This is a genomic window from Vibrio pomeroyi (genome assembly GCF_024347595.1).
Taxonomy (GTDB): domain Bacteria; phylum Pseudomonadota; class Gammaproteobacteria; order Enterobacterales; family Vibrionaceae; genus Vibrio; species Vibrio pomeroyi.
In genome coordinates this window covers 2956549-2977444 of sequence record NZ_AP025506.1, presented here as the reverse complement: position 1 = coordinate 2977444, position 20896 = coordinate 2956549, and the positions used below count along the sequence as shown (strand labels likewise).

Annotated in this window: 19 protein-coding genes; 15 read left to right on the top strand and 4 right to left on the bottom strand. The window is 44.7% G+C overall.

All coding sequences use genetic code 11. The annotated features are described in order from the left end of the window. The first annotated feature begins 124 nt into the window (after positions 1–124). The 12 genes from ubiT to deoD all read left to right on the top strand — a co-directional run bounded on the left by ubiT (position 125) and on the right by deoD (position 11337). Positions 125–652, top strand: a complete 528-nt coding sequence (gene ubiT / locus OCV12_RS12995) for a ubiquinone anaerobic biosynthesis accessory factor UbiT (RefSeq protein WP_445082096.1) — start codon at positions 125–127, stop codon at positions 650–652. Continuing rightward, positions 636–1139, top strand: coding sequence for a GNAT family N-acetyltransferase (locus tag OCV12_RS12990; protein WP_261884831.1), 504 nt, complete (start codon positions 636–638; stop codon positions 1137–1139). Before ubiT ends, OCV12_RS12990 begins: the two co-directional genes overlap by 17 nt. Positions 1140–1298: 159 nt before the next feature. Next, the gene (locus OCV12_RS12985) at positions 1299–1697 is read left to right on the top strand and encodes a DNA polymerase III subunit psi (protein WP_261884830.1); all 399 of its coding nucleotides are present in this window, start codon (positions 1299–1301) and stop codon (positions 1695–1697) included. Further along, the gene (gene rimI / locus OCV12_RS12980; protein ID WP_261884829.1) at positions 1690–2145 is read left to right on the top strand and encodes a ribosomal protein S18-alanine N-acetyltransferase; all 456 of its coding nucleotides are present in this window, start codon (positions 1690–1692) and stop codon (positions 2143–2145) included. Before OCV12_RS12985 ends, rimI begins: the two co-directional genes overlap by 8 nt. Before the next feature lie 138 nt (positions 2146–2283). After that, positions 2284–3864 (top strand): peptide chain release factor 3, encoded by a 1581-nt coding sequence (gene prfC, locus OCV12_RS12975; RefSeq protein WP_132762122.1) that lies wholly within the window; start codon positions 2284–2286, stop codon positions 3862–3864. A gap of 98 nt (positions 3865–3962) precedes the next feature. Further along, positions 3963–4118, top strand: coding sequence for a DUF5363 domain-containing protein (locus OCV12_RS12970; protein WP_261885959.1), 156 nt, complete (start codon positions 3963–3965; stop codon positions 4116–4118). Further along, complete coding sequence (locus OCV12_RS12965; RefSeq protein WP_261884828.1) at positions 4099–4911, top strand: TatD family hydrolase; 813 nt, start codon at positions 4099–4101, stop codon at positions 4909–4911. Before OCV12_RS12970 ends, OCV12_RS12965 begins: the two co-directional genes overlap by 20 nt. Before the next feature lie 204 nt (positions 4912–5115). Beyond that, positions 5116–6378 carry a NupC/NupG family nucleoside CNT transporter gene (locus tag OCV12_RS12960; protein ID WP_017629634.1) on the top strand — a complete coding sequence of 421 codons (1263 nt, stop codon included), beginning with the start codon at positions 5116–5118 and terminating at the stop codon, positions 6376–6378. A 518-nt stretch (positions 6379–6896) separates the two neighbouring features. Beyond that, entirely contained in the window at positions 6897–7673 is a 777-nt protein-coding gene (gene deoC / locus OCV12_RS12955) for a deoxyribose-phosphate aldolase (RefSeq protein WP_010436196.1), read from the top strand. 254 nt (positions 7674–7927) lie between these two features. Further along, positions 7928–9256 carry a thymidine phosphorylase gene (gene deoA, locus OCV12_RS12950; protein ID WP_176680382.1) on the top strand — a complete coding sequence of 443 codons (1329 nt, stop codon included), beginning with the start codon at positions 7928–7930 and terminating at the stop codon, positions 9254–9256. A gap of 76 nt (positions 9257–9332) precedes the next feature. Next, positions 9333–10553, top strand: coding sequence for a phosphopentomutase (locus tag OCV12_RS12945; RefSeq protein ID WP_132762129.1), 1221 nt, complete (start codon positions 9333–9335; stop codon positions 10551–10553). Between the two features lie 64 nt (positions 10554–10617). Continuing rightward, positions 10618–11337 (top strand): purine-nucleoside phosphorylase, encoded by a 720-nt coding sequence (gene deoD / locus OCV12_RS12940; protein WP_004734474.1) that lies wholly within the window; start codon positions 10618–10620, stop codon positions 11335–11337. A 97-nt stretch (positions 11338–11434) separates the two neighbouring features. On the opposite strand, the gene OCV12_RS12935 is transcribed toward deoD, so the two are convergent. Beyond that, complete coding sequence (locus OCV12_RS12935) at positions 11435–12046, bottom strand: YtjB family periplasmic protein (protein WP_128644330.1); 612 nt, start codon at positions 12044–12046, stop codon at positions 11435–11437. A 109-nt stretch (positions 12047–12155) separates the two neighbouring features. On the opposite strand from OCV12_RS12935, the gene serB reads away from it, so the two are divergent. After that, positions 12156–13136, top strand: a complete 981-nt coding sequence (gene serB / locus OCV12_RS12930) for a phosphoserine phosphatase (protein WP_261884827.1) — start codon at positions 12156–12158, stop codon at positions 13134–13136. A 110-nt stretch (positions 13137–13246) separates the two neighbouring features. On the opposite strand, the gene OCV12_RS12925 is transcribed toward serB, so the two are convergent. Beyond that, positions 13247–15595, bottom strand: coding sequence for a PilZ domain-containing protein (locus tag OCV12_RS12925; protein WP_261884826.1), 2349 nt, complete (start codon positions 15593–15595; stop codon positions 13247–13249). Between the two features lie 161 nt (positions 15596–15756). On the opposite strand from OCV12_RS12925, the gene radA reads away from it, so the two are divergent. Further along, a complete protein-coding gene (gene radA / locus OCV12_RS12920) occupies positions 15757–17136 on the top strand; it encodes a DNA repair protein RadA (protein WP_017063288.1) in 1380 nt (459 codons plus the stop codon). A gap of 234 nt (positions 17137–17370) precedes the next feature. After that, positions 17371–19458: an elongation factor G gene (fusA, locus tag OCV12_RS12915; protein ID WP_017629642.1), complete on the top strand. Its 2088-nt coding sequence runs from the start codon at positions 17371–17373 to the stop codon at positions 19456–19458. Between the two features lie 174 nt (positions 19459–19632). On the opposite strand, the gene OCV12_RS12910 is transcribed toward fusA, so the two are convergent. Next, positions 19633–19845: a VF530 family protein gene (locus OCV12_RS12910; protein WP_017106559.1), complete on the bottom strand. Its 213-nt coding sequence runs from the start codon at positions 19843–19845 to the stop codon at positions 19633–19635. A gap of 45 nt (positions 19846–19890) precedes the next feature. Further along, the gene (locus tag OCV12_RS12905) at positions 19891–20841 is read right to left on the bottom strand and encodes a LysR substrate-binding domain-containing protein (protein ID WP_146492029.1); all 951 of its coding nucleotides are present in this window, start codon (positions 20839–20841) and stop codon (positions 19891–19893) included. Positions 20842–20896 lie beyond the last annotated feature (55 nt).

Genomic DNA, 20896 nt, shown 5'->3' with positions numbered 1-20896 from the left:
GTGATTTTCAGGATATTAAAGGTCGAGTATCAAACAGAAGTTAATTTGATACATAACAGTAACTGAGATCTCAACATCATCTATGATGCATTCCATATTATTGACAAAGTTACGGATAAGTCACGTGATAAACAAGATTCGCACTCAACTAGTTCAAAATGCCGCATCAATTTTGCGATCTCCAGTCCAGTTATTGCCTAAAACAGTACAAAAAAGAGCCTTATTAGAAGCACTGAAGAATGTCTTCAAGGAAGCTTTAGAAGACGGTGACTTTGAGTTCTTAGAAGATAAGTGGCTGAAAGTTTCAATAAAAGATATGGGGTTAAGTTGGTGTATTAGTTACGAAAATGAGCAACTGGTTGTAGCTGATAAAGAAGTCGCTGAAGATGTCAGTTTTAGCGGGAATCTTAACGATCTTGTATTGATTGCGGGACGTAAAGAAGACCCAGATACGCTTTTCTTCCAACGTCGACTGTCTATTGAAGGTGATACAGAGCTCGGTTTAGAGGTCAAAAACTTGATGGATAGCGTAGATTTGGACTTATTGCCGACTCCTATGAAAACTTTGTTAAATCAATTAGCTGATTTTGTGCAGAAGGGAGTACAATCCCCAGATACACAAAGTGAGGTAATGAATGCTTATTCGAACTGAAGCACCGGCAGATATACTTGTCATTGATCGTCTATTGAAATCTGTTTTTGAAACGGATGCAGAAGCTAATTTGGTTATGAGCTTGCGTGAGAATAGTCATTTAACGCTATCGCTGGTGGCTTGTTCTGACGAAGGTGAGGTGGTTGGTCACCTGATGTTTAGCCCAATTACGCTTAAAGGTGACGATCACAACTGGCAGGGGCTTGCGCCACTTGCTGTGAAAGAAGAGTTCCGCAACCAAGGCATTGCTAAATCCCTGGTTGAAGATGCTTTCTCTACTTTGGTTGATTTCGGTTACCCAGCCTGTGTTGTGCTTGGTGATCCTGCCTATTACGGTCGCTTTGGTTTCAAGGCTGCGAGTGAGTTTGGTTTGAGCTGCGCTTGGGATGTGCCTGAGGGAGCTTTTCAAGCTATCGAGTTAGTTGAAGGTGCGCTTGTCGGGCATTCTGGTGAGATCGCTTACAGTCCTGAGTTCAACGACTTATAAGCCTATTTCCCACGCAATATAATGCAAACTGATTTAGTCTAAATAAAGGAGCTTGATGCTCCTTTATTTTTTGTTAGTATCAGCCCAACCTTGATGAGCTCGTTTTTAACTTCGCTCTAATCAGTCGCCCACTATCAACCTAAGGTTACACCGCTAGATATGTCACAAACACACGCACAATACCTGCAAGAGATGGGCATTAGCCAATGGGAGCTTAGTCACCCAGAGCGTTTGGCGGGCTATGAATCTGAATTGACTCCGCTCTCTAACGATTGCAAGTTACTGTTGGTATCGCCTGAAAAACCTCAGGAAGACCTCGCCGTGATGTTTGAGCGTGTACTCAAAAGTATCAAGCTCGACTTACCTCAAGCCTTACATATTCAGCCTCAACACCTATCTTCTCTCGAACTCGGTGATGTTGAATGGGTATGGTTTGCAGGTTGTGAGTCCGCCCAAGAGCTGAAAGCAAAAACATTACAATCACCATTACTGTCTGACATCAATGGTAATAACCAACACCGCCGCGATTTATGGCAACAAATTTGTGCTTATGACTAATCAATTTTTACCGACTTCACAAAAACACCTAGACGCTATTTGGCAGATAGAACAGACCGCGCATTCTCACCCTTGGTCTGAAACTATGATTCGCGATCTCGATAGTCGAGGTGCTTGTCACCATGTGCTTGAAGTCGATGGACAAGTGGTAGGGTATTTCTTCGCGCAAAATATCGTTGGTGAAGTGACGCTGCTTAATATTGCTGTCGACCCAAGCCAGCAAGGTAAAGGTTATGGTAAAGCGCTGACCGAGCATTTTCTTGATATGTGTGAGCAAGCTGACGCGGAAAGTGCTTGGCTGGAAGTTCGCGAGAGTAACGTGAACGCGTTTAACCTGTATGAGAAAGCCGGTTTCAACGAAGTCGACCGCCGTCGTAACTATTACCCAACTAAGCAAGGCAATGAAGATGCCATCATTATGAGCTATCTTTTTATGTCTTTTAGCTAAGCAGAGAATAAGCGACAAAATAGGGTGCAAACTGACCCTTTAGAAAGTGACACGCTTTCTGTATAATCCGCACACAGAATTCAAGGGCAAGTATTATCTACTTGCCCTTTTTACGCTTTAGATCAGCAAAGGGCGACTATGTCTTTCCAACAAGAAGTGAGCAAACGTAGAACGTTTGCAATTATCTCTCACCCGGATGCGGGTAAAACCACGATTACTGAAAAAGTTCTTTTATTCGGAAACGCGATTCAGAAAGCGGGTACCGTAAAAGGCCGTGGCTCTAACCAGCACGCTAAATCTGACTGGATGGAGATGGAAAAAGAACGTGGTATCTCGGTAACTACGTCGGTAATGCAATTCCCATACAATGATTGCCTAGTAAACCTACTAGATACTCCAGGACACGAAGATTTCTCGGAAGATACGTACCGTACACTAACTGCGGTTGACTCTTGTTTGATGGTTATCGATGCTGCGAAAGGTGTCGAGGATCGTACTCGCAAACTAATGGAAGTAACACGCCTACGTGATACGCCAATCGTAACGTTTATGAACAAACTTGACCGTGACGTTCGTGACCCGATGGAAGTGCTTGATGAAGTAGAAAGCGAGCTGGGTATGGCTTGTTCTCCAATCTCATGGCCAATTGGTTGTGGTAAAGAGTTTAAAGGTGTTTACCACATTCACCGTGATGAAACGATCTTGTACGAATCTGGCCACGGCCATGAAATCCAAGAAGTACGTATCATCAAAGGTCTAGACAATCCTGAGCTAAATGAAGCGGTAGGTGACGATCTTGCGGAAAGCGTGCGTGAAGAGCTAGAGCTTGTTATCGGTGCTTGTCCTGAATTTGATCACGATTTGTTCCTTGCTGGTGAGTTAACGCCTGTTTACTTCGGTACTGCACTGGGTAACTTTGGTGTTGACCACATGCTAGATGGTCTAACGAAGTGGGCACCTGCACCGCAAACTCGCCAAGCGAACGAGCGTGATGTTGTTGCTACAGAAGAGAAGTTTTCTGGCTTCGTATTTAAGATCCAAGCAAACATGGATCCTAAGCACCGTGACCGTATCGCATTCATGCGTATCGTATCGGGTACTTACAACCAAGGTATGAAGATGAACCATGTTCGTACTGGCAAGAATGTAAGTATCTCGGATGCGGTAACCTTCATGGCGGGTGACCGTGCGCGAGCTGAGAAAGCTTACGCGGGCGATATCATTGGTCTGCACAACCACGGCACAATCCAGATTGGTGATACCTTTACTCAAGGTGAAAGCCTGAAGTTCTCTGGTATTCCAAACTTTGCGCCAGAGCTATTCCGTCGTATTCGTCTACGCGATCCACTGAAGCAGAAGCAACTTCTTAAAGGTTTGGTTCAGCTTTCAGAAGAGGGCGCTGTGCAAGTATTCCGTCCAATGCAGAACAACGACCTGATCGTTGGTGCGGTTGGTGTACTTCAGTTCGACGTGGTTGTAGCGCGCTTGAAAGCTGAATACAACGTAGAAGCTATCTACGAAGGTGTTAACGTTGCAACAGCTCGTTGGGTTGAGTGTGACGACGCTAAGAAACTGGAAGAGTTCAAACGTAAGAACCAATCTAACCTAGCGCTAGATGGCGGTGACAACCTGTCTTACATCGCACCAACTATGGTGAACTTGAACCTAGCTTCTGAACGTTTCCCAGAAGTTCAGTTCCGAGCGACGCGCGAGCACTAATTACTCCGCGCTCTATTCGAGTTAAACAAAAACGTCTATTGTTCTGCAATAGGCGTTTTTTAATGCGTGTCATTTGAAGTAAGAGTCGTGAGGTTATGATGTTCGGTTGGATTAAAGATTGGATTAAGAAATACGATAAGTGGTGTGAGGAGCTTGGTTTAACACCTGAGAATAAGCGCAGCTGTGTGCCTCATCGTAGTGATCCTCAAGGACAACAAGCAGAGAGTGGGGAAGATGACACCAGAATTAAGTGATTTTCCGCTATTTGATACCCATTGCCATGCGGACTTTGACGCCTTTGACAGCGGTTTTTCAGTTGAGCAAAGTCTTGATGGTTACCTAAAAGAAGCGAAACAAGCCCAAGTTGAGAAACTGTTGATTCCTTCTATTGGCCAAAGTAACTGGGGAAAACTCGACAAAATCGCTCAATCTCATCCTAATATTTACTATGCATTAGGCTTCCACCCGTACTTTTTAGAGCAAGCGGATGAGACACAATTTTCAGAACTTCGCCAGTTACTCTCTTCAAAAAACAGCCAGTGTGTCGCGATAGGAGAGTGTGGACTCGACTTCTTTGTCGACGTCGAAAAGGAAAAGCAAGAGCGTTTTTTTATCCAACAAATGGAGCTTGCGAAGGCGTTTGGGCTGCCTTTAATCATCCATGAGAGGAAGTCTTACAACCGACTTATTGAGCTAATAAAGCAGCACAAGTTCACCTTAGGTGGTGTGATTCACGGTTTTTCGGGGAGTGAACAGCAGGCTTTGGCTTGGATCAAGCTCGGTTTCTATATTGGCGTCGGTGGAACGATAACTTACCCAAGAGCGCAAAAAACACGCACAACCATCGCAAAATTGCCCCTTGAATGCTTGGTATTGGAAACGGATGCTCCGGACATGCCCATGCATGGAAACCAAGGAAATGTTAATCATTCCAAATATTTAGTTACGATCTTAAATGAACTTTTTTTGCTTAGAAAAGAGCCAAAGCAATCGATTGCAGCGCAGATTTGGCAAAATAGCCATCGCGCATTCGGTATATGTGAATAAAATCGAAGGTTTTTGTTTATCGTTTGCGTAAATTGCACTGAGCTTGTGATTTGGGTCACATTTGCGCGTGAATGGTACATGAATCTTCTACGAAAGTGTGAGGACGGCATTACTTTATTAGTGGTCGCATGAGTATAATTGCCTCCGCTTTATAGCCCCATTTTGTAACACGCCAATAAATAACTAATAAGGAAGTCATAAACTATGAGCCTGTTTATGAGCCTAGTCGGAATGGTTGCACTGATCGCAATCGCAGTACTACTATCTGACAACCGCAAAGCTATTAATCTAAGAACAGTGGGTGGCGCTTTCGCTATCCAATTCGCACTTGGTGCATTCGTACTTTACATCCCTTGGGGTCGTGATCTACTTGCAGGTTTCTCTGCTGGTGTAGCAAACGTGATCGACTACGGTAAAGACGGTACTGGTTTCCTATTCGGCAGCCTAGTTAACTTCTCAGTTGACGGTATCGGTTTCATCTTTGCTTTCCAAGTACTACCAACTCTGATTTTCTTCTCTGCACTTATCTCTGTACTTTACTACATTGGTGTTATGCAAATTGTAATCAAAGTTCTTGGTGGTGGTCTTCAGAAAGCTCTAGGTACTTCTCGCGCCGAGTCTATGTCTGCAGCAGCAAACATCTTCGTTGGTCAAACTGAAGCACCTCTAGTTGTTCGTCCATTTGTTCCTAAAATGACAAACTCTGAACTATTCGCAGTAATGTGTGGTGGTTTGGCTTCTGTAGCTGGTGGTGTACTAGCAGGTTACGCATCTATGGGTGTACCTCTAGAGTACCTAGTTGCAGCGTCATTCATGGCAGCACCTGGTGGTCTACTATTCGCTAAAATCATCAAGCCTGAAACTGATAAGCCAGACGACAACATCGCTGACGAAATGGACGGTGGCGATGACAAACCAGCTAACGTTATCGACGCAGCAGCAGGTGGCGCATCAGTTGGTCTACAACTAGCTCTAAACGTAGGTGCAATGCTACTAGCATTCATCGGTCTAATTGCTCTAATCAACGGTATCCTAGGTGGCATCGGTGGTTGGGTTGGTATGGAAAACCTAACTCTAGAACTTCTTCTAGGTTGGATCTTCGCACCACTAGCATTCATCATTGGTGTTCCATGGGAAGAAGCAACTATCGCTGGTTCTTTCATTGGTCAGAAGACAGTTGTTAACGAATTCGTTGCATACCTAAACTTCGTACCATATGTTGGTGAAAACGCTCAAGTTGTTGCAGCAACTGGTCAAGTGATGTCTGAGAAGACTCAAGCTATCATCGCATTCGCACTATGTGGTTTCGCAAACCTTTCTTCTATTGCGATTCTTCTAGGTGGTCTAGGTGGTATTGCACCAAGCCGTCGCCACGACATCGCACGTATGGGTGTTAAAGCGGTAATTGCTGGTACTCTATCTAACCTGATGGCAGCAACAATTGCTGGCTTCTTCCTATCTTTCTAATCAAGTAGATTTAGATATATAGACGCCATAATAATATCGCCCCGTAGCAAGAAATTGCTGCGGGGCTTTTTTGTTTTTAGGCCTAGTGATTCTTTGGCATAAGCATCAGCTTGAAGTCGATTAATAGGTCTAGAATGTTTTTTTGAGATACAAACCGTTTGCGTTCTAAGGAGCACTACAATTTATTGATGGATACCTATAATGTATAAGCTTAAGGGATAGGATGTCTCTTTTGGCAAGAAAGTGACCGCTTGGATTCGTCCAAAGGTTATTCTTCTGGGATTAAGCCAAACTTAGCGATACGCTATAGATGTTAGACACAACATGACTGATTTGTTGTGCCATAGACCAAACTGGTACTGTGCGGTGACAAGGATTGCAATTGGTAGCGAAAGTTATCAAGTCTTCAGGGAACCAAGTCCGTTCATTTGTGACTACTGAGCATTACTAAAATATCCATCTATACTGGATGGAGGGCGAAGTAGTTAACTATTTGAATATATTGATCGGAGATAGAAATGAGCGATTTAAAAGCAGCAGCTCTACGTGCACTTAAACTTATGGACCTAACTACGCTAAATGACGACGATACTACTGAGAAAGTAGTGGCGCTTTGTCATGACGCGAAGACTGCAGTAGGCAACACAGCTGCAATCTGTATTTACCCTCGCTTTATCCCAGCAGCTAAGAAAGCGTTGCGTGAGCAAGGTACTCCAGAAGTACGCATTGCGACTGTAACTAACTTCCCTCATGGTAATGACGACATCGAAATTGCTGTTGCAGAAACAAAAGCAGCAGTAGCGTACGGCGCAGATGAAGTTGACGTAGTATTCCCATACCGTGCTCTTATTGCTGGCAACGAAGAAGTTGGCTTTGAGCTAGTTAAGCAATGTAAAGCAGCTTGTGGTGACATCACGCTTAAAGTGATCATCGAAACAGGTGAACTGAAAGAAGAAGCACTGATCAAGAAAGCTTCTCAAATCTGTATCGAAGCTGGTGCAGACTTCATCAAAACTTCAACAGGTAAAGTGCCAGTAAACGCGACTCCAGAGTACGCGCGCATGATGCTTGAAGTTATTCGTGACATGGGCGTTGCTAAAACAGTTGGTTTCAAACCTGCTGGTGGCGTACGTACTGCGGAAGATGCAGCACTATACCTAGCAATGGCTGATGAACTACTAGGCGCTGAGTGGGCAGACAACATGCACTACCGTTTTGGTGCTTCAAGCCTACTAACTAACCTTCTTAATACATTAGAAGTGACAGACCAAACTGCTGATCCAGCAGCATACTAATTTACTCGTCATATTTGACGCCGCAGCGTTGTTGACTGAGTAGTTCACCGGTTCGCCGGCCGTCCTAATCGCATAGAGCCTCTATGCTCATAGGAATGAACTTCGATTTTCTTTCAAGAGAATGGTCGCCTAACTGCAACGCCAAATATTTAGAGTATTGAACATAACAAGTCTGTTTGATGGAGTGGCGTTAAGTCACTCCATATTACCTCTTTCCCCTACAAACCATACTCACTAGAGTTTGGGAGGCACTAATGTATCTACCTCAAGAAATTATTCGCAGAAAACGTGATGGCGAAGTCCTAACAGCTGAAGAAATCAACTTCTTCATTCAAGGCGTAGCTAAGAACACGGTTTCTGAAGGCCAAATTGCAGCATTCGCAATGGCTATCTTCTTTAACGAAATGACAATGCCAGAACGTATCGCACTAACGTGTGCAATGCGTGATTCAGGCATGGTGATTGACTGGAGCCACATGAACTTTGATGGCCCAATCGTTGATAAACACTCTACTGGTGGTGTTGGTGACGTAACTTCTCTGATGCTTGGCCCTATGGTGGCAGCATGTGGCGGTTTCGTTCCAATGATCTCTGGTCGTGGCTTGGGCCACACTGGCGGTACGCTAGATAAGCTTGAATCTATCCCTGGTTACAACATTACACCAACCAACGATGTGTTCGGTGAAGTAACTAAAGATGCTGGCGTAGCGATCATCGGTCAAACAGGCGATCTAGCTCCTGCTGATAAGCGTGTTTACGCGACTCGTGATATCACAGCAACCGTAGATAACATCTCGCTAATCACGGCTTCAATCCTATCTAAGAAACTGGCCGCTGGTCTTGATTCTCTAGTGATGGATGTAAAAGTAGGTTCAGGCGCATTCATGCCGACTTACGAAGCGTCAGAAGAGCTAGCGAAATCGATCGTTGCAGTAGCAAATGGTGCAGGTACTAAGACAACAGCAATCCTAACCGACATGAACCAAGTTCTGGCTTCTTCGGCGGGTAACGCAGTAGAAGTGCGTGAAGCGGTTCAATTCCTAACAGGTGAATACCGTAACCCTCGTTTGCTAGAAATTACGATGGCATCGTGTGCTGAAATGCTGGTGTTGGGTAACCTTGCAAAAGATTCAGATGAAGCGCGCGAAAAACTGATGGCAGTACTGGATAACGGTAAAGCTGCAGAGTGCTTCGGTAAAATGGTAGCGGGCCTTGGTGGTCCAGCAGATTTCGTAGCGAACTACGATAACTACCTAGAAAAAGCAGAAATTGTTAAGCCAGTGTACGCGCTAGAAAGCGGTGTGGTATCAGCAATGGATACTCGTGCAATTGGTATGGCTGTGGTTGGTATGGGCGGTGGTCGCCGCGTAGCAACAGACAGCATTGATTACGCAGTCGGTTTTGATCACTTCATTCGTCTTGGCGAAGTGGCAAGTGAAGATAAACCATTAGCAATGATTCATGCTCGCAATGAACAACAGTGGCAAGAAGCTGCAACAGCATTACAAAATGCAATCACTGTGGGCGGAGAATATACAGCAACGCCAGACGTTTACCGTCAGATTCGTTCTGAAGACGTGTAAATAACAGGTATCGGCATATCTAGTGTATGCCGATAAACAAAGTTCTGGTGCAAAGAGCAATAAGTTGGTGAAGAAAATGAAAAGAGCATTTATTTTAGTTTTAGATTCATTCGGTATCGGTGAAACAGCGGATGCAGACAAATTCGGTGATGTAGGTTCAGACACTATGGGTCACATCGCAGATCATTGTGACAAAGGTCTTGCAGACAACGCAGATCGTCAAGGTCCTCTGACGCTACCAAACCTGTCTAAGCTAGGTTTAGCTATGGCTCATAAAGAGTCTACAGGTCGTTTTGCTCCGGGTATGGATGCAGACGCTGAAATCATTGGCGCTTACGGTCACGCTGCTGAACTGTCTTCTGGTAAAGACACGCCATCAGGTCACTGGGAAATCGCTGGTGTACCAGTATTGTTTGACTGGGGCTACTTCACTGACAAAGAGAACAGCTTTCCAAAAGAGCTGACTGACCGCATTCTTGAGCGTGCAGGTTTGTCTGGTTTCTTGGGTAACTGCCACTCATCAGGCACTGAGATCCTAGATAACCTAGGTGAAGAACACATGAAGACTGGCCTACCAATTTTCTATACTTCTGCGGACTCTGTTTTCCAGATCGCTTGTCATGAAGAGACATTCGGCCTACAAAACCTATTAGACCTTTGTCAGATTGCTCGTGAAGAGCTAGAAGACTACAACATTGGTCGTGTTATCGCGCGTCCATTCGTTGGTCCGGGTAAAGGTCAATTTGAGCGTACGGGTAACCGTCGTGATCTTTCTGTTGAGCCACCAGCGGCAACTATTCTGCAGAAACTTGCTGATGAGAAGGGCGGTAACGTTCACTCAATCGGTAAGATCTCTGATATCTACGCAGGTTGTGGTATTACTCAGAAAACCAAAGCAACAGGCATCCCTGCGCTATTTGAAGCAACAAAAGAAGCGATCAATGAAGCGGGCGACAACACGATTGTGTTCACTAACTTCGTTGACTTCGACTCTGCTTACGGCCACCGCCGTGATGTTGCGGGTTACGCTGCGGCACTTGAGTACTTCGATGGTCGCATCAATGAAATCATCGATATGATGAAAGAAGATGATGTACTCATCCTAACTGCAGACCACGGTTGTGATCCAACATGGCCAGGTACAGACCATACTCGTGAGCATATCCCTGTGATTGTTTACGGTCAGAAGGTTCCAGCGGGTTCTCTAGGCCGTCGCGATACGTTCGCTGATATCGGTCAAAGCTTAGCGTCATACTTTGGTACATCGCCAATGGGACACGGTACAAGCTTCCTATAATAGTTAACTAAGAGAGAGGGAAACCTCTCTCTTCTTTTTTGTTTTGAGATTAAGGATATTTTCAATGGCTACTCCACATATTAATGCTGAAATGGGTGATTTCGCTGACGTAGTTCTAATGCCTGGCGACCCGCTGCGTGCTAAATACATCGCTGAAACCTTCTTAGAAGAAGTGGTTCAAGTATGCGACGTTCGTAACATGTTTGGTTACACCGGTACTTACAAAGGTCGTAAGGTTTCGGTAATGGGACACGGTATGGGTATTCCATCTTGTTCTATTTACGCGACTGAGCTGATCAAAGATTTTGGTGTAAAAAAGATCATTCGTGTTGGTAGTTGTGGTGCAGTGAGCGAAGATATCAAAGTGCGCGATGTGGTTATTGGCATGGGCGCATGTACTGACTCAAAAGTGAACCGTATTCGCTTTAAAGGTCACGACTTCGCAGCTATCGCAGATTACAAAATGGTACGTGCGGCAGAAGATGCAGCCAAAGCGCGTGGTGTTGATGTAAAAGTCGGTAACCTATTCTCTGCTGAACTGTTCTACACGCCAGATCCTGAAATGTTCGAAGTGATGGATAAATACGGTATTGTCGGTGTAGAGATGGAAGCGGCAGGCATCTATGGTGTGTGTGCGGAGTACGGCGCAAAAGCTCTGACTATCTGTACTGTGTCTGATCACATCAAAACCGGTGAGCAAACTACATCAGATGAGCGTCAAACAACCTTCAACGACATGATGGTTATCGCTCTAGATTCTGTGCTTCTTGGTGACCAAGAGTAATTACAGTTCACAATAGCTTGATAAAGTAATAGATAACAAAAAGCCCCGTTGCTGCCTGAGCATCGGGGCTTTTTATTGGATATTTTGAACTGAGTTGTTATGAGTTTACGTTTTTCAGCAGTAAGTTCTCGCCTGACTTTGTTGGTCTTCTGCGAATTAGCATGATGAACAGCACACCACTGACGAAGCCCATCAAAACCATACCAATCATATAGCGATCGCTCTTGCGGTAATGGTGATCTGAAATCGCTGTCATCTTACCGGTTTCGAAGGTCACACGAATAAAGCCGATGATCGTATGTTCTGCAGAGTAAATAGGTTCGACTAATTGCTGTCTACCGATACTTGCGGTTGAAAGTGGCGTGTCTAAGCCAAGCACCTCACGTACAGAGAGTGCTTTTTCGCTCGAAGCCAGTCTAATACCTTCAGCATCGTAGATGGTGGTATCGAATACCAGTCGGTCTTGAGATAGCTGATTGGTTAGATCAAGCAGTCGCTCTTGGTCTTGTTGTGTGATCATCTTGCTGGCTGAAAGTGATGCCTGAGAGATAAGCAGCTTGGTAAGAGTTTCCAGCTGTTTCGCTTGGATCTTCTCGTTACCTTTACTGATCACGACCGTATTTTTAATCGTTACAACGAACATGGTAGCCAACAAAATGAGGGCTAGCATTCGTAAAGCGTTACGTATTGAGAACAATGATTCATTCATGTTTCACGAAGCCTGAAATAAACAAATGTTATGATTAAGACATATTGAGACTTGCGTTTTCAAATTGCAATAGGTTAACTATTAGCATAGTTAATTAGGAATCATACACATGGACGCTCAGAAATATCTGCCGATTAAAAGGCATACTACATTATTAACTCGACTCCCCGAGACTCGTTTCGCTTCTCAACTCGCTAAGGCAAAGGCCAACTGGATTGTGTTTGGCGAGTACCTATCTCCACAATATTTTGATGACATCGACTTTTTCACTGGCACTTACAACACCATTCTTGATACGTGGAAAGTTGGGCATTATGAAGTGGCACTGATGTCTGGAAACTTAACGCTTGCCCACGAAGAAATCCTACAAGCATTGAAGCTTGATTATGCTTGCCTTAGCGAGGTCCCAGACTTATCTAAGCCAGGTTTGATTGTGATGGATATGGACTCCACAGCGATTCAGATTGAATGTATTGATGAAATTGCAAAGCTGGCTGGAGTAGGAGAGCTAGTTTCTGAAATCACCGAACGAGCTATGCAAGGTGAGTTAGACTTCGAACAAAGCCTACGTCAACGAGTGGGTGCACTGAAAGGTGCCGATGAAGCTATTCTGGAGCAAGTGCGTCAATCACTGCCATTCATGCCCGATCTTGTTGGGCTTGTGAACACGCTGAATAAGCTTGGCTGGAAGACGGCTATCGCATCTGGTGGTTTTACTTACTTTTCGGACTACTTGAAAGATACGTTAGACCTAGACCATGCTCAGTCGAACACCTTAGAAATCGTTAAAGGCAAATTGACGGGTGAAGTTCTCGGTGATGTGGTTTCGGCGCAAACCAAAGCCGACATCTTAGTGGAACTGGCTGAAGAGTATGAGCTGGAATTGCACAATACGGTTGCTGTGGGCGATGGCGCGAATGACTTGGTGATGATGGGATCCGCTGGTTTAGGTATTGCCTACCATGCGAAACCAAAAGTAGAGCAGCAAGCTCAAACCGCTGTGCGTTACGCAGGTTTAGGCGGTGTGCTTTGTATCTTGTCGGGTGTATTGGCTAAGCAGCAAAAAATCAGCTGGCAGGCCAAACCTTAAGGTTTGCTTAGTAAGTTCTACTAGCTGGAAACTATAGTAGAGCTCAGATACAAAAAAGCAGGCGATGAGCCTGCTTTTTTTATTTTCAAATCCAGTAAATGGATGCTGACCTAACGAGTAAGCTCCAATCGAATCAACACTTCATCTGTGATGTCTTCAATCTCACCATAGCCGATAAAAGCGGTGATCTCATTCTCTAGCTTCTTCGCTTGGTGCATGCTAATTCGTGCCAGTTCTTCTAAGTCCGATTGGAACAAGGTGGTCAATGGATTAAAGATTGGCGCGGTTGTCACACGCAGTACATACACATCACCCAAGTGCTGCGCCTTCTTAATGAATAAGATGCGCTCTTTTGCCGAAGCGAAATCTTTCACCAACTTGGTATGCACCGATTGGATTTTGTCGCCAAACTTCACAGCAGCAATATACACGTCATGATGTTTAGGCTCTGCGCCTTCGATTCTTTTCAGTGGCTCAGCCAGCAATGAGCTAGTGTGACCCTTAAAGATCGGCTCTAGTGAGAACTTCTGGTTGTGCCCAAGCTTAGCCAGCAACGTTAGGTGCTTATTCAGTGGGAAGTTCACACCAATGATCTTACAACGCAGCGTTGAGCTTGGTTTATCAATGAAGATAGGGTTACTGACCATCTTGCTCAGCAATATATTGTGCAACGATTCGAGCAACGAGTTGGTTGGCAGTATCTCTTTCTTCTTAATCAGTTTGCTTTGGTTTTGATCGATAAGCCCGTTTAGGAATGCGATGGTACGCATTGTCTTGGCATTCTCTGCAATAACCAATTGTACGTTTCGGCCATTCGGGCTTACGCGAATCACGTGGTAAGGCACTGTGCTCAGTGGCAAGTTCTTATCATAGAGCTGTAGCTCATTGAAGTTGACCAATACTGGGTCATTAATCTTGAGAACCATCGGGTGCTCAAGGGTAATGCTGAGCCCACGCTTCGAGATGTCTAAGGTGTGCCCGTTCGCTGCTGCACCATCTTGTGAAGTGAGCTGCAACGGTGATTTAAACTGGTATCTCGGTTCTTTACGACGAGTCTGAGAGTCAAAATAGATACTTTGAATGTTCCCAACCACAGTGCGTGGGTGACGGAATCGGTTCAGTTCACTGCTTGGAATGCGTGGCTTTTCACTCAATAGATAATCAGCTGCACTTTCGTGATCACCAATTTCTTGCAAGATGCCGCAATGTGTCAGTTGCGCTGAGCTTTGAGCCAACGTGTCTGAGTGTTTGGCTAACGCTTGTCGCTCGGTATCACAGAGTTCGAAAACCGAGAACTTGAACGCCTTCCAACTTTTACGTTTGCCACCAATGTGCCAGAACAGTTGTCTTTGCTCACGAGACGCTTCTGGGAGCATCATCGAGTAGAACAAGGTCTTATTCTGATGTTCGTGGGTAAACGAATAGATGACGTTACTGGTGCCTTTAACGCCAGGTTTCGCCAATAAGTTCATTCGTTGTTCGTTGAATAGAGTACCCAGAGCTTGTTGGTTACGCTCGTCGTGCCAGTATTGCCACAACGGATGGTTGTTATCTGTGAGCAAGGCAAGCTTGAGTTCGCTACCACTGAAGAACAAAGGAAGGTTACAGGTATGTTTTAGATAGGTGTGCTCGATGCCTCGCGTACGAGTTCGAATGATCCTATCTTGGTTCTCATGGCTGGTTTTCTTACTGGTGCTATTTAAAGACTCATCAAGTAAGCGAGCCACAATATTGTTGTCGCTTACCTTGATGGTTCTCAGAAATTTAACTGCGTTGTTCTCGTATGATTCATCAATACCCAGAACGCGAAATTCTACTGCTTGGTTAACGTTGTTTTCTTGGGACTTTTCGACAAGTTCTGTGAATTTAACGCTGATGATTTCACCAAGGTTATAGCGAAAGGCACTCGGTACTTTGAATTTTGCACCAGAAGGGGAGATATCAACTGTCACACCGTGTAGGCTCTGCCCTTTCGATGTGGTTATCTCAACCTGTGAGCTAATCTTGAGTCTGTTCTCTTGGCGCTTTAAGTCGTAACCTAGGTTAATGGCTTCCGCTTCATACGGGCTGTTAGCGCTTGTGATGTCGTGGATATCTTGAGACGAAGTTTTAACAACACTGCGAAGGGGTTGAGTTCGCGGAGTCATCACTAACTCCCATGCGCCCTCGGTGTAACCTTTAAACTTTTTTGTACCACGTTGATACGCGTTCAAAGCAATATCATCGAGCCAGTGCTTACGGCCATCAAGTGTGAACTGACGACACTCATTATCAATACGCCCGCGTAAATCAATGCTCTTTGTACACGGAGCCATGATACGATTCAGTTCCATTTTAACGAGCAGCTTCAGAGACGGCGATTCCCCTTCTGTCATTTGAGAAAGAAGGAATTCGAAATCTTCGGCGTGGTAAGCCGGGATTAAACGTTCTGCTACAGATAGAATTTCAGATTGCTGCATACTTTTCTTGTTAGAATGGACGGTACGTTTATGTTATCGACTAGTTTAAATCGATCTTTAAGTATAAGTGGTATGACTGCAACTTTTATTTTCATCCGTACGGTCAAATAAGTCACAAATTGACAACATCATTGTGTAATTGAGTAAACTATTGAGGTTTTATGGCGAAGGCAAAGCGAGCTTATGTGTGTAATGACTGTGGTGCCGATTTTCCACGTTGGCAGGGGCAGTGCAATGCATGTGGTGCTTGGAACACGATTACAGAAGTTAGATTAGCGGCTTCACCTCAGGTCGCACGTAATGAACGATTGAGTGGTTATGCGGGCGGTGCAACTGAATCTTCAGTTCAAACGTTGTCAGAAATTGATCTGCAAGAAGTGCCACGTTTTAGCAGTGGTTTTAAAGAACTCGACCGTGTACTTGGTGGTGGTGTCGTACCGGGCGCTGCGATCCTGATTGGTGGTAACCCGGGTGCAGGTAAATCAACGCTGTTATTACAGACCATGTGTCAGCTTTCTTCTCAATTACCGACTCTCTATGTCACAGGGGAAGAGTCCCTACAGCAGGTCGCTATGCGTGCGTCTCGACTTGGATTGCCAAAAGAGCACCTAAAGATGCTCTCAGAAACGAACGTGGATAAGATCTGTCAGGTTGCCGAAAAAGAACAACCTAAGATCATGGTTATCGACTCGATCCAAGTTATGCACGTTGCGGATGTTCAATCTTCTCCGGGCAGTGTTGCACAGGTTCGTGAATCTGCAACCGCATTAACGCGCTACGCAAAACAGAATAACGTTGCCGTGTTCTTAGTCGGACACGTAACTAAAGACGGCACCTTAGCGGGGCCAAAAGTACTTGAGCACATTATTGACTGTTCTGTTCTATTAGATGGTGGAACCGATAGTCGCTTTAGAACACTGCGTAGTCACAAAAACCGTTTTGGTGCAGTGAACGAACTGGGTGTGTTTGCGATGACAGGCCAAGGGCTAAAAGAAGTTAGCAACCCATCCGCTATCTTCTTGTCTCGTGGTGAAGAAGAAACCTCGGGCAGTTCTGTCATGGTGGTGTGGGAAGGTACGCGTCCACTTCTTGTTGAAATCCAAGCGCTGGTGGATTATTCACAGCTGGCTAATCCACGTCGCGTCGCTGTCGGCCTAGAGCAAAACAGGCTTTCACTGTTATTAGCGGTGCTGCATAAACACGGCGGTTTACAAATGGCTGACCAAGATGTGTTTGTGAATGTCGTCGGTGGTGTTAAAGTAACCGAAACCAGTGCTGATCTTGCGTTGGTGATGGCTCTACTTTCTAGTTTCAGAGACCGCGCATTACCAAAAGATGTGGTGGTGTTTGGAGAAGTAGGCCTAGCGGGTGAGATTCGACCTGTACCGAGCGGACAAGAGCGTTTAAATGAAGCATTTAAACACGGCTTTAAGAAAGCAATCGTACCGGCAGCGAACATGCCTAAAGGTGGCATTCCAGGAATGCAGATCCACGGTGTGAAAAAATTATCGGAAGCAATTAATGCTTTTGATGAGTTGTAATTGAACTCACTTCAGCTACTCTATACAGCAGCAATTCAGCCTAACCTTAACGCCGATTAGGCTTTAGGTTAGCACTATAATTAACAATCATTTAGATTGTTACTACTGAGTGCCTTTTTCTATATGTTAGAAAAAGGCAAAGTTTTTTAGTCCCAAATGCATGCAAAGCTATCAGTCTTCACAGATTGTGATATACTCTGCGCGCATTTTATATCCTATTAACAGAGTAAGACAATGGCAGATTTATCGAAATACAGAAACATTGGTATTTTCGCGCACGTTGATGCGGGTAAAACAACTACCACTGAGCGTATCCTTAAGCTAACTGGTCAAATCCACAAGACTGGTGAAGTACATGATGGCGAATCAACGACTGACTTCATGGAACAGGAAGCTGAGCGCGGTATTACTATCCAATCAGCAGCTGTAAGCTGTTTTTGGAACGATCACCGTCTAAACGTTATCGATACTCCTGGACACGTTGACTTCACAGTTGAAGTATACCGTTCTCTTAAAGTTCTTGATGGCGGTATCGGTGTATTCTGTGGTTCTGGTGGTGTTGAGCCTCAATCAGAAACTAACTGGCGCTACGCTAACGAATCAGAAGTATCTCGTCTGATCTTCGTTAACAAACTAGACCGTATGGGTGCAGATTTCTACAACGTTGTTGACCAAGTTAAAAACGTTCTAGGTGCTACTCCTCTAGTTATGGTTCTACCAATCGGTCGTGAAGACGAATTCGTTGGTGTTGTAGACCTACTAAGCCGTAAAGCATACGTTTGGGATGACACTGGTCTTCCTGAAAACTACGAAATCAAAGATGTTCCTGCGGACATGGTTGATGACGTTGAGCAATACCGTGAAGAGCTAATCGAAACTGCTGTAGAGCAAGACGATGACCTAATGGAAGCTTACATGGAAGGTGAAGAGCCTTCTATCGAAGACATCAAGCGTTGTATCCGTAAAGGTACTCGTGATATCGCATTCTTCCCAACGTTCTGTGGTTCTGCGTTCAAGAACAAAGGTATGCAACTTATCCTTGATGCTGTAGTAGATTACCTACCAGCACCAACTGAAGTTGATCCTCAGCCTCTAATGGATGAGAACGGCGAAGAAACTGGCGAACACGCTATCGTTTCTACAGATGAGACTTTCAAAGCGCTTGCATTCAAAATCATGGATGACCGCTTCGGTGCTCTAACTTTCGTTCGTATTTACTCTGGTAAACTGAACAAAGGTGACACGATTCTTAACTCATTCACTGGCAAGACTGAACGTGTTGGCCGTATGGTTGAGATGCAAGCTGATGACCGTAACGAACTAACTAGCGCACAAGCTGGTGACATCATTGCGATCGTTGGTATGAAGAACGTGCAAACTGGTCACACTCTATGTGATCCTAAGCACCAAGTAACGCTTGAGCCAATGGTATTCCCAACTCCAGTAATCTCAATCGCTGTATCTCCAAAAGATAAAGGCGGTTCTGAGAAAATGGGTATCGCGATCGGTAAAATGGTTGCAGAAGATCCATCTTTCCAAGTTGAGACTGACGAAGAGACTGGCGAAACTATCCTGAAAGGTATGGGTGAACTTCACCTAGACATCAAGGTAGATATCCTTAAGCGTACATACGGCGTTGACCTAACTGTAGGTGCTCCTCAAGTTGCTTACCGTGAAACTATCACTCAAGCAATTGAAGATAGCTACACGCACAAGAAGCAATCTGGTGGTTCTGGTCAATTCGGTAAGATCGATTACCGTATCAAACCAGGCGAAGCAGGTTCTGGCTTCAAGTTCAACTCTGTAGTTGTTGGCGGTAACGTTCCTAAAGAATTCTGGCCTGCAGTTGAGAAAGGCTTCGCATCTATGATGGAAAACGGCGTACTAGCTGGTTTCCCAACTCTAGACGTTGAAGTTGAACTTTTCGATGGTGGTTTCCACGCAGTCGATTCATCTGCAATCGCATTTGAAATCGCAGCGAAAGGCGCATTCCGTCAATCTATGCCTAAAGCTGGCGCGCAACTTCTTGAGCCAATCATGAACGTTGACGTGTTCACTCCAGACGATCACGTTGGTGATGTTATCGGTGACCTTAACCGTCGTCGTGGCATGATCAAAGATCAACAAGCTGGCGTAACTGGTGTTCGTATTAAAGCTGACGTACCTCTTTCTGAGATGTTTGGCTACATCGGTCACCTACGTACTATCACTTCTGGTCGTGGCCAATTCTCTATGGAATTCGCACAATACGCACCATGTCCAACTAACGTTGCTGACGAAGTGATTGCAAAAGTTAAAGCAGAAAAAGAAGCTGGTAAGTAATTAGCCCTTTTCTCAATTAGCTAAAAAAGCCCCGCAAGTGAAAGCTTGCGGGGCTTTTTATTGTTTGTAACGAGATACGAGATACGAGATACGAGATACGATGTGGCCCCTAAAAAGTAGACACAGGGGTTGTCCCGTATTTAATCAACACGGGACTGATAAAGAAGAGAGGGACTAACGCTTTAAGTCGATGTAGATCTGCTCTACTTTGGTACGAGCCCAGTCTGTTTTACGCAAAAACTTTAGGCTAGATTTAATACTCGGGTCTTTTTTGAAACAGTTGATGTTGACCATGTAACTCAACTCTTCCCAGCCGTAATGTTCAACCAATTCAGTCAGTAGCTTTTGAAGAGTGATACCGTGAAGTGGGTTATTTTCTTGTGTCATGAGATGTTCTCGCCATTTATTTGAGCTCAGTATACCAGTTTCGCTTTATGAATTATCAGACCATTTAAGTTCGTAATCGGTGTGGATAATCGACAGTTCTTCTCTACCTGTATCACCAAACAATTTAACTTGAGCCTGCATCCATTCTTCGAAGCGTTTTATCTTTTCTCGATGGAAGTAACCTGGAGGCGCGCATAAAAAGTAATTGTATTTAGGCTTCAGCGCGATGTTACCGATGCGGACGAGTTTCTTTTCCTGCAAATAGCGATACACCAAGCTGTGCTTAACCAAGGCTACGCCTTGAACGGATAATGCCCCCTCTAAAACAAAATGTGAGCCGTCAAATTGCAGTGATGAACGACCTGCCTTCGCCCCAACAACGTCTAACCATAGATTCCAATCCATATCAGGCCAACGGTCTTCAATTAACTCTGCTTTATGCAGATCGCTGATGTCATAGATTCCATATTTTTCTTGATAGATAGGATGGCAGACAGGGTAAACTACTTCGTCCATTAACCAACGTGATTCAATGTTTGGGTAGTTACCATGACCATATCGAACACAGACATCGACAGCCGAGTCTTCAAAGGTAACCAGTTTGTTGGTCGGTTCTATTAACATAGATAAATCTGGGTGACGGTCACGGAAGTCGCCAATTCTAGGTACTAACCAATGTTGTGCAAAAGAGGGCACGGTCGAAATCGACAATTGAGTGGGGTTGGGGTCTTGGTTGATTCGCCTTACTCCATCTTGAATATGAGCAAAGCCTTTCTTCGCTTGCAGATAGAGCACTTCACCTTCATGAGTTAATACTATTTTTCGGTGCTGGCGAATAAAGAGGTCAGCTCCTAACCACTCCTCAAGTTGACGAATTTGTTGACTCACTGCAGCAGCCGTAACAAATAGCTTTTCTGCTGCGAGCTTAAAACTGCCAGTTTCAGCCGCGGTATAAAAATAATAGATCCCTTGGAATGGTGGGGTTCGTTCTCTCACATTAGTTTTCCTTAACTGTATGCCAGTATCTATCGTTTGTCGCTAATGCGTTTCT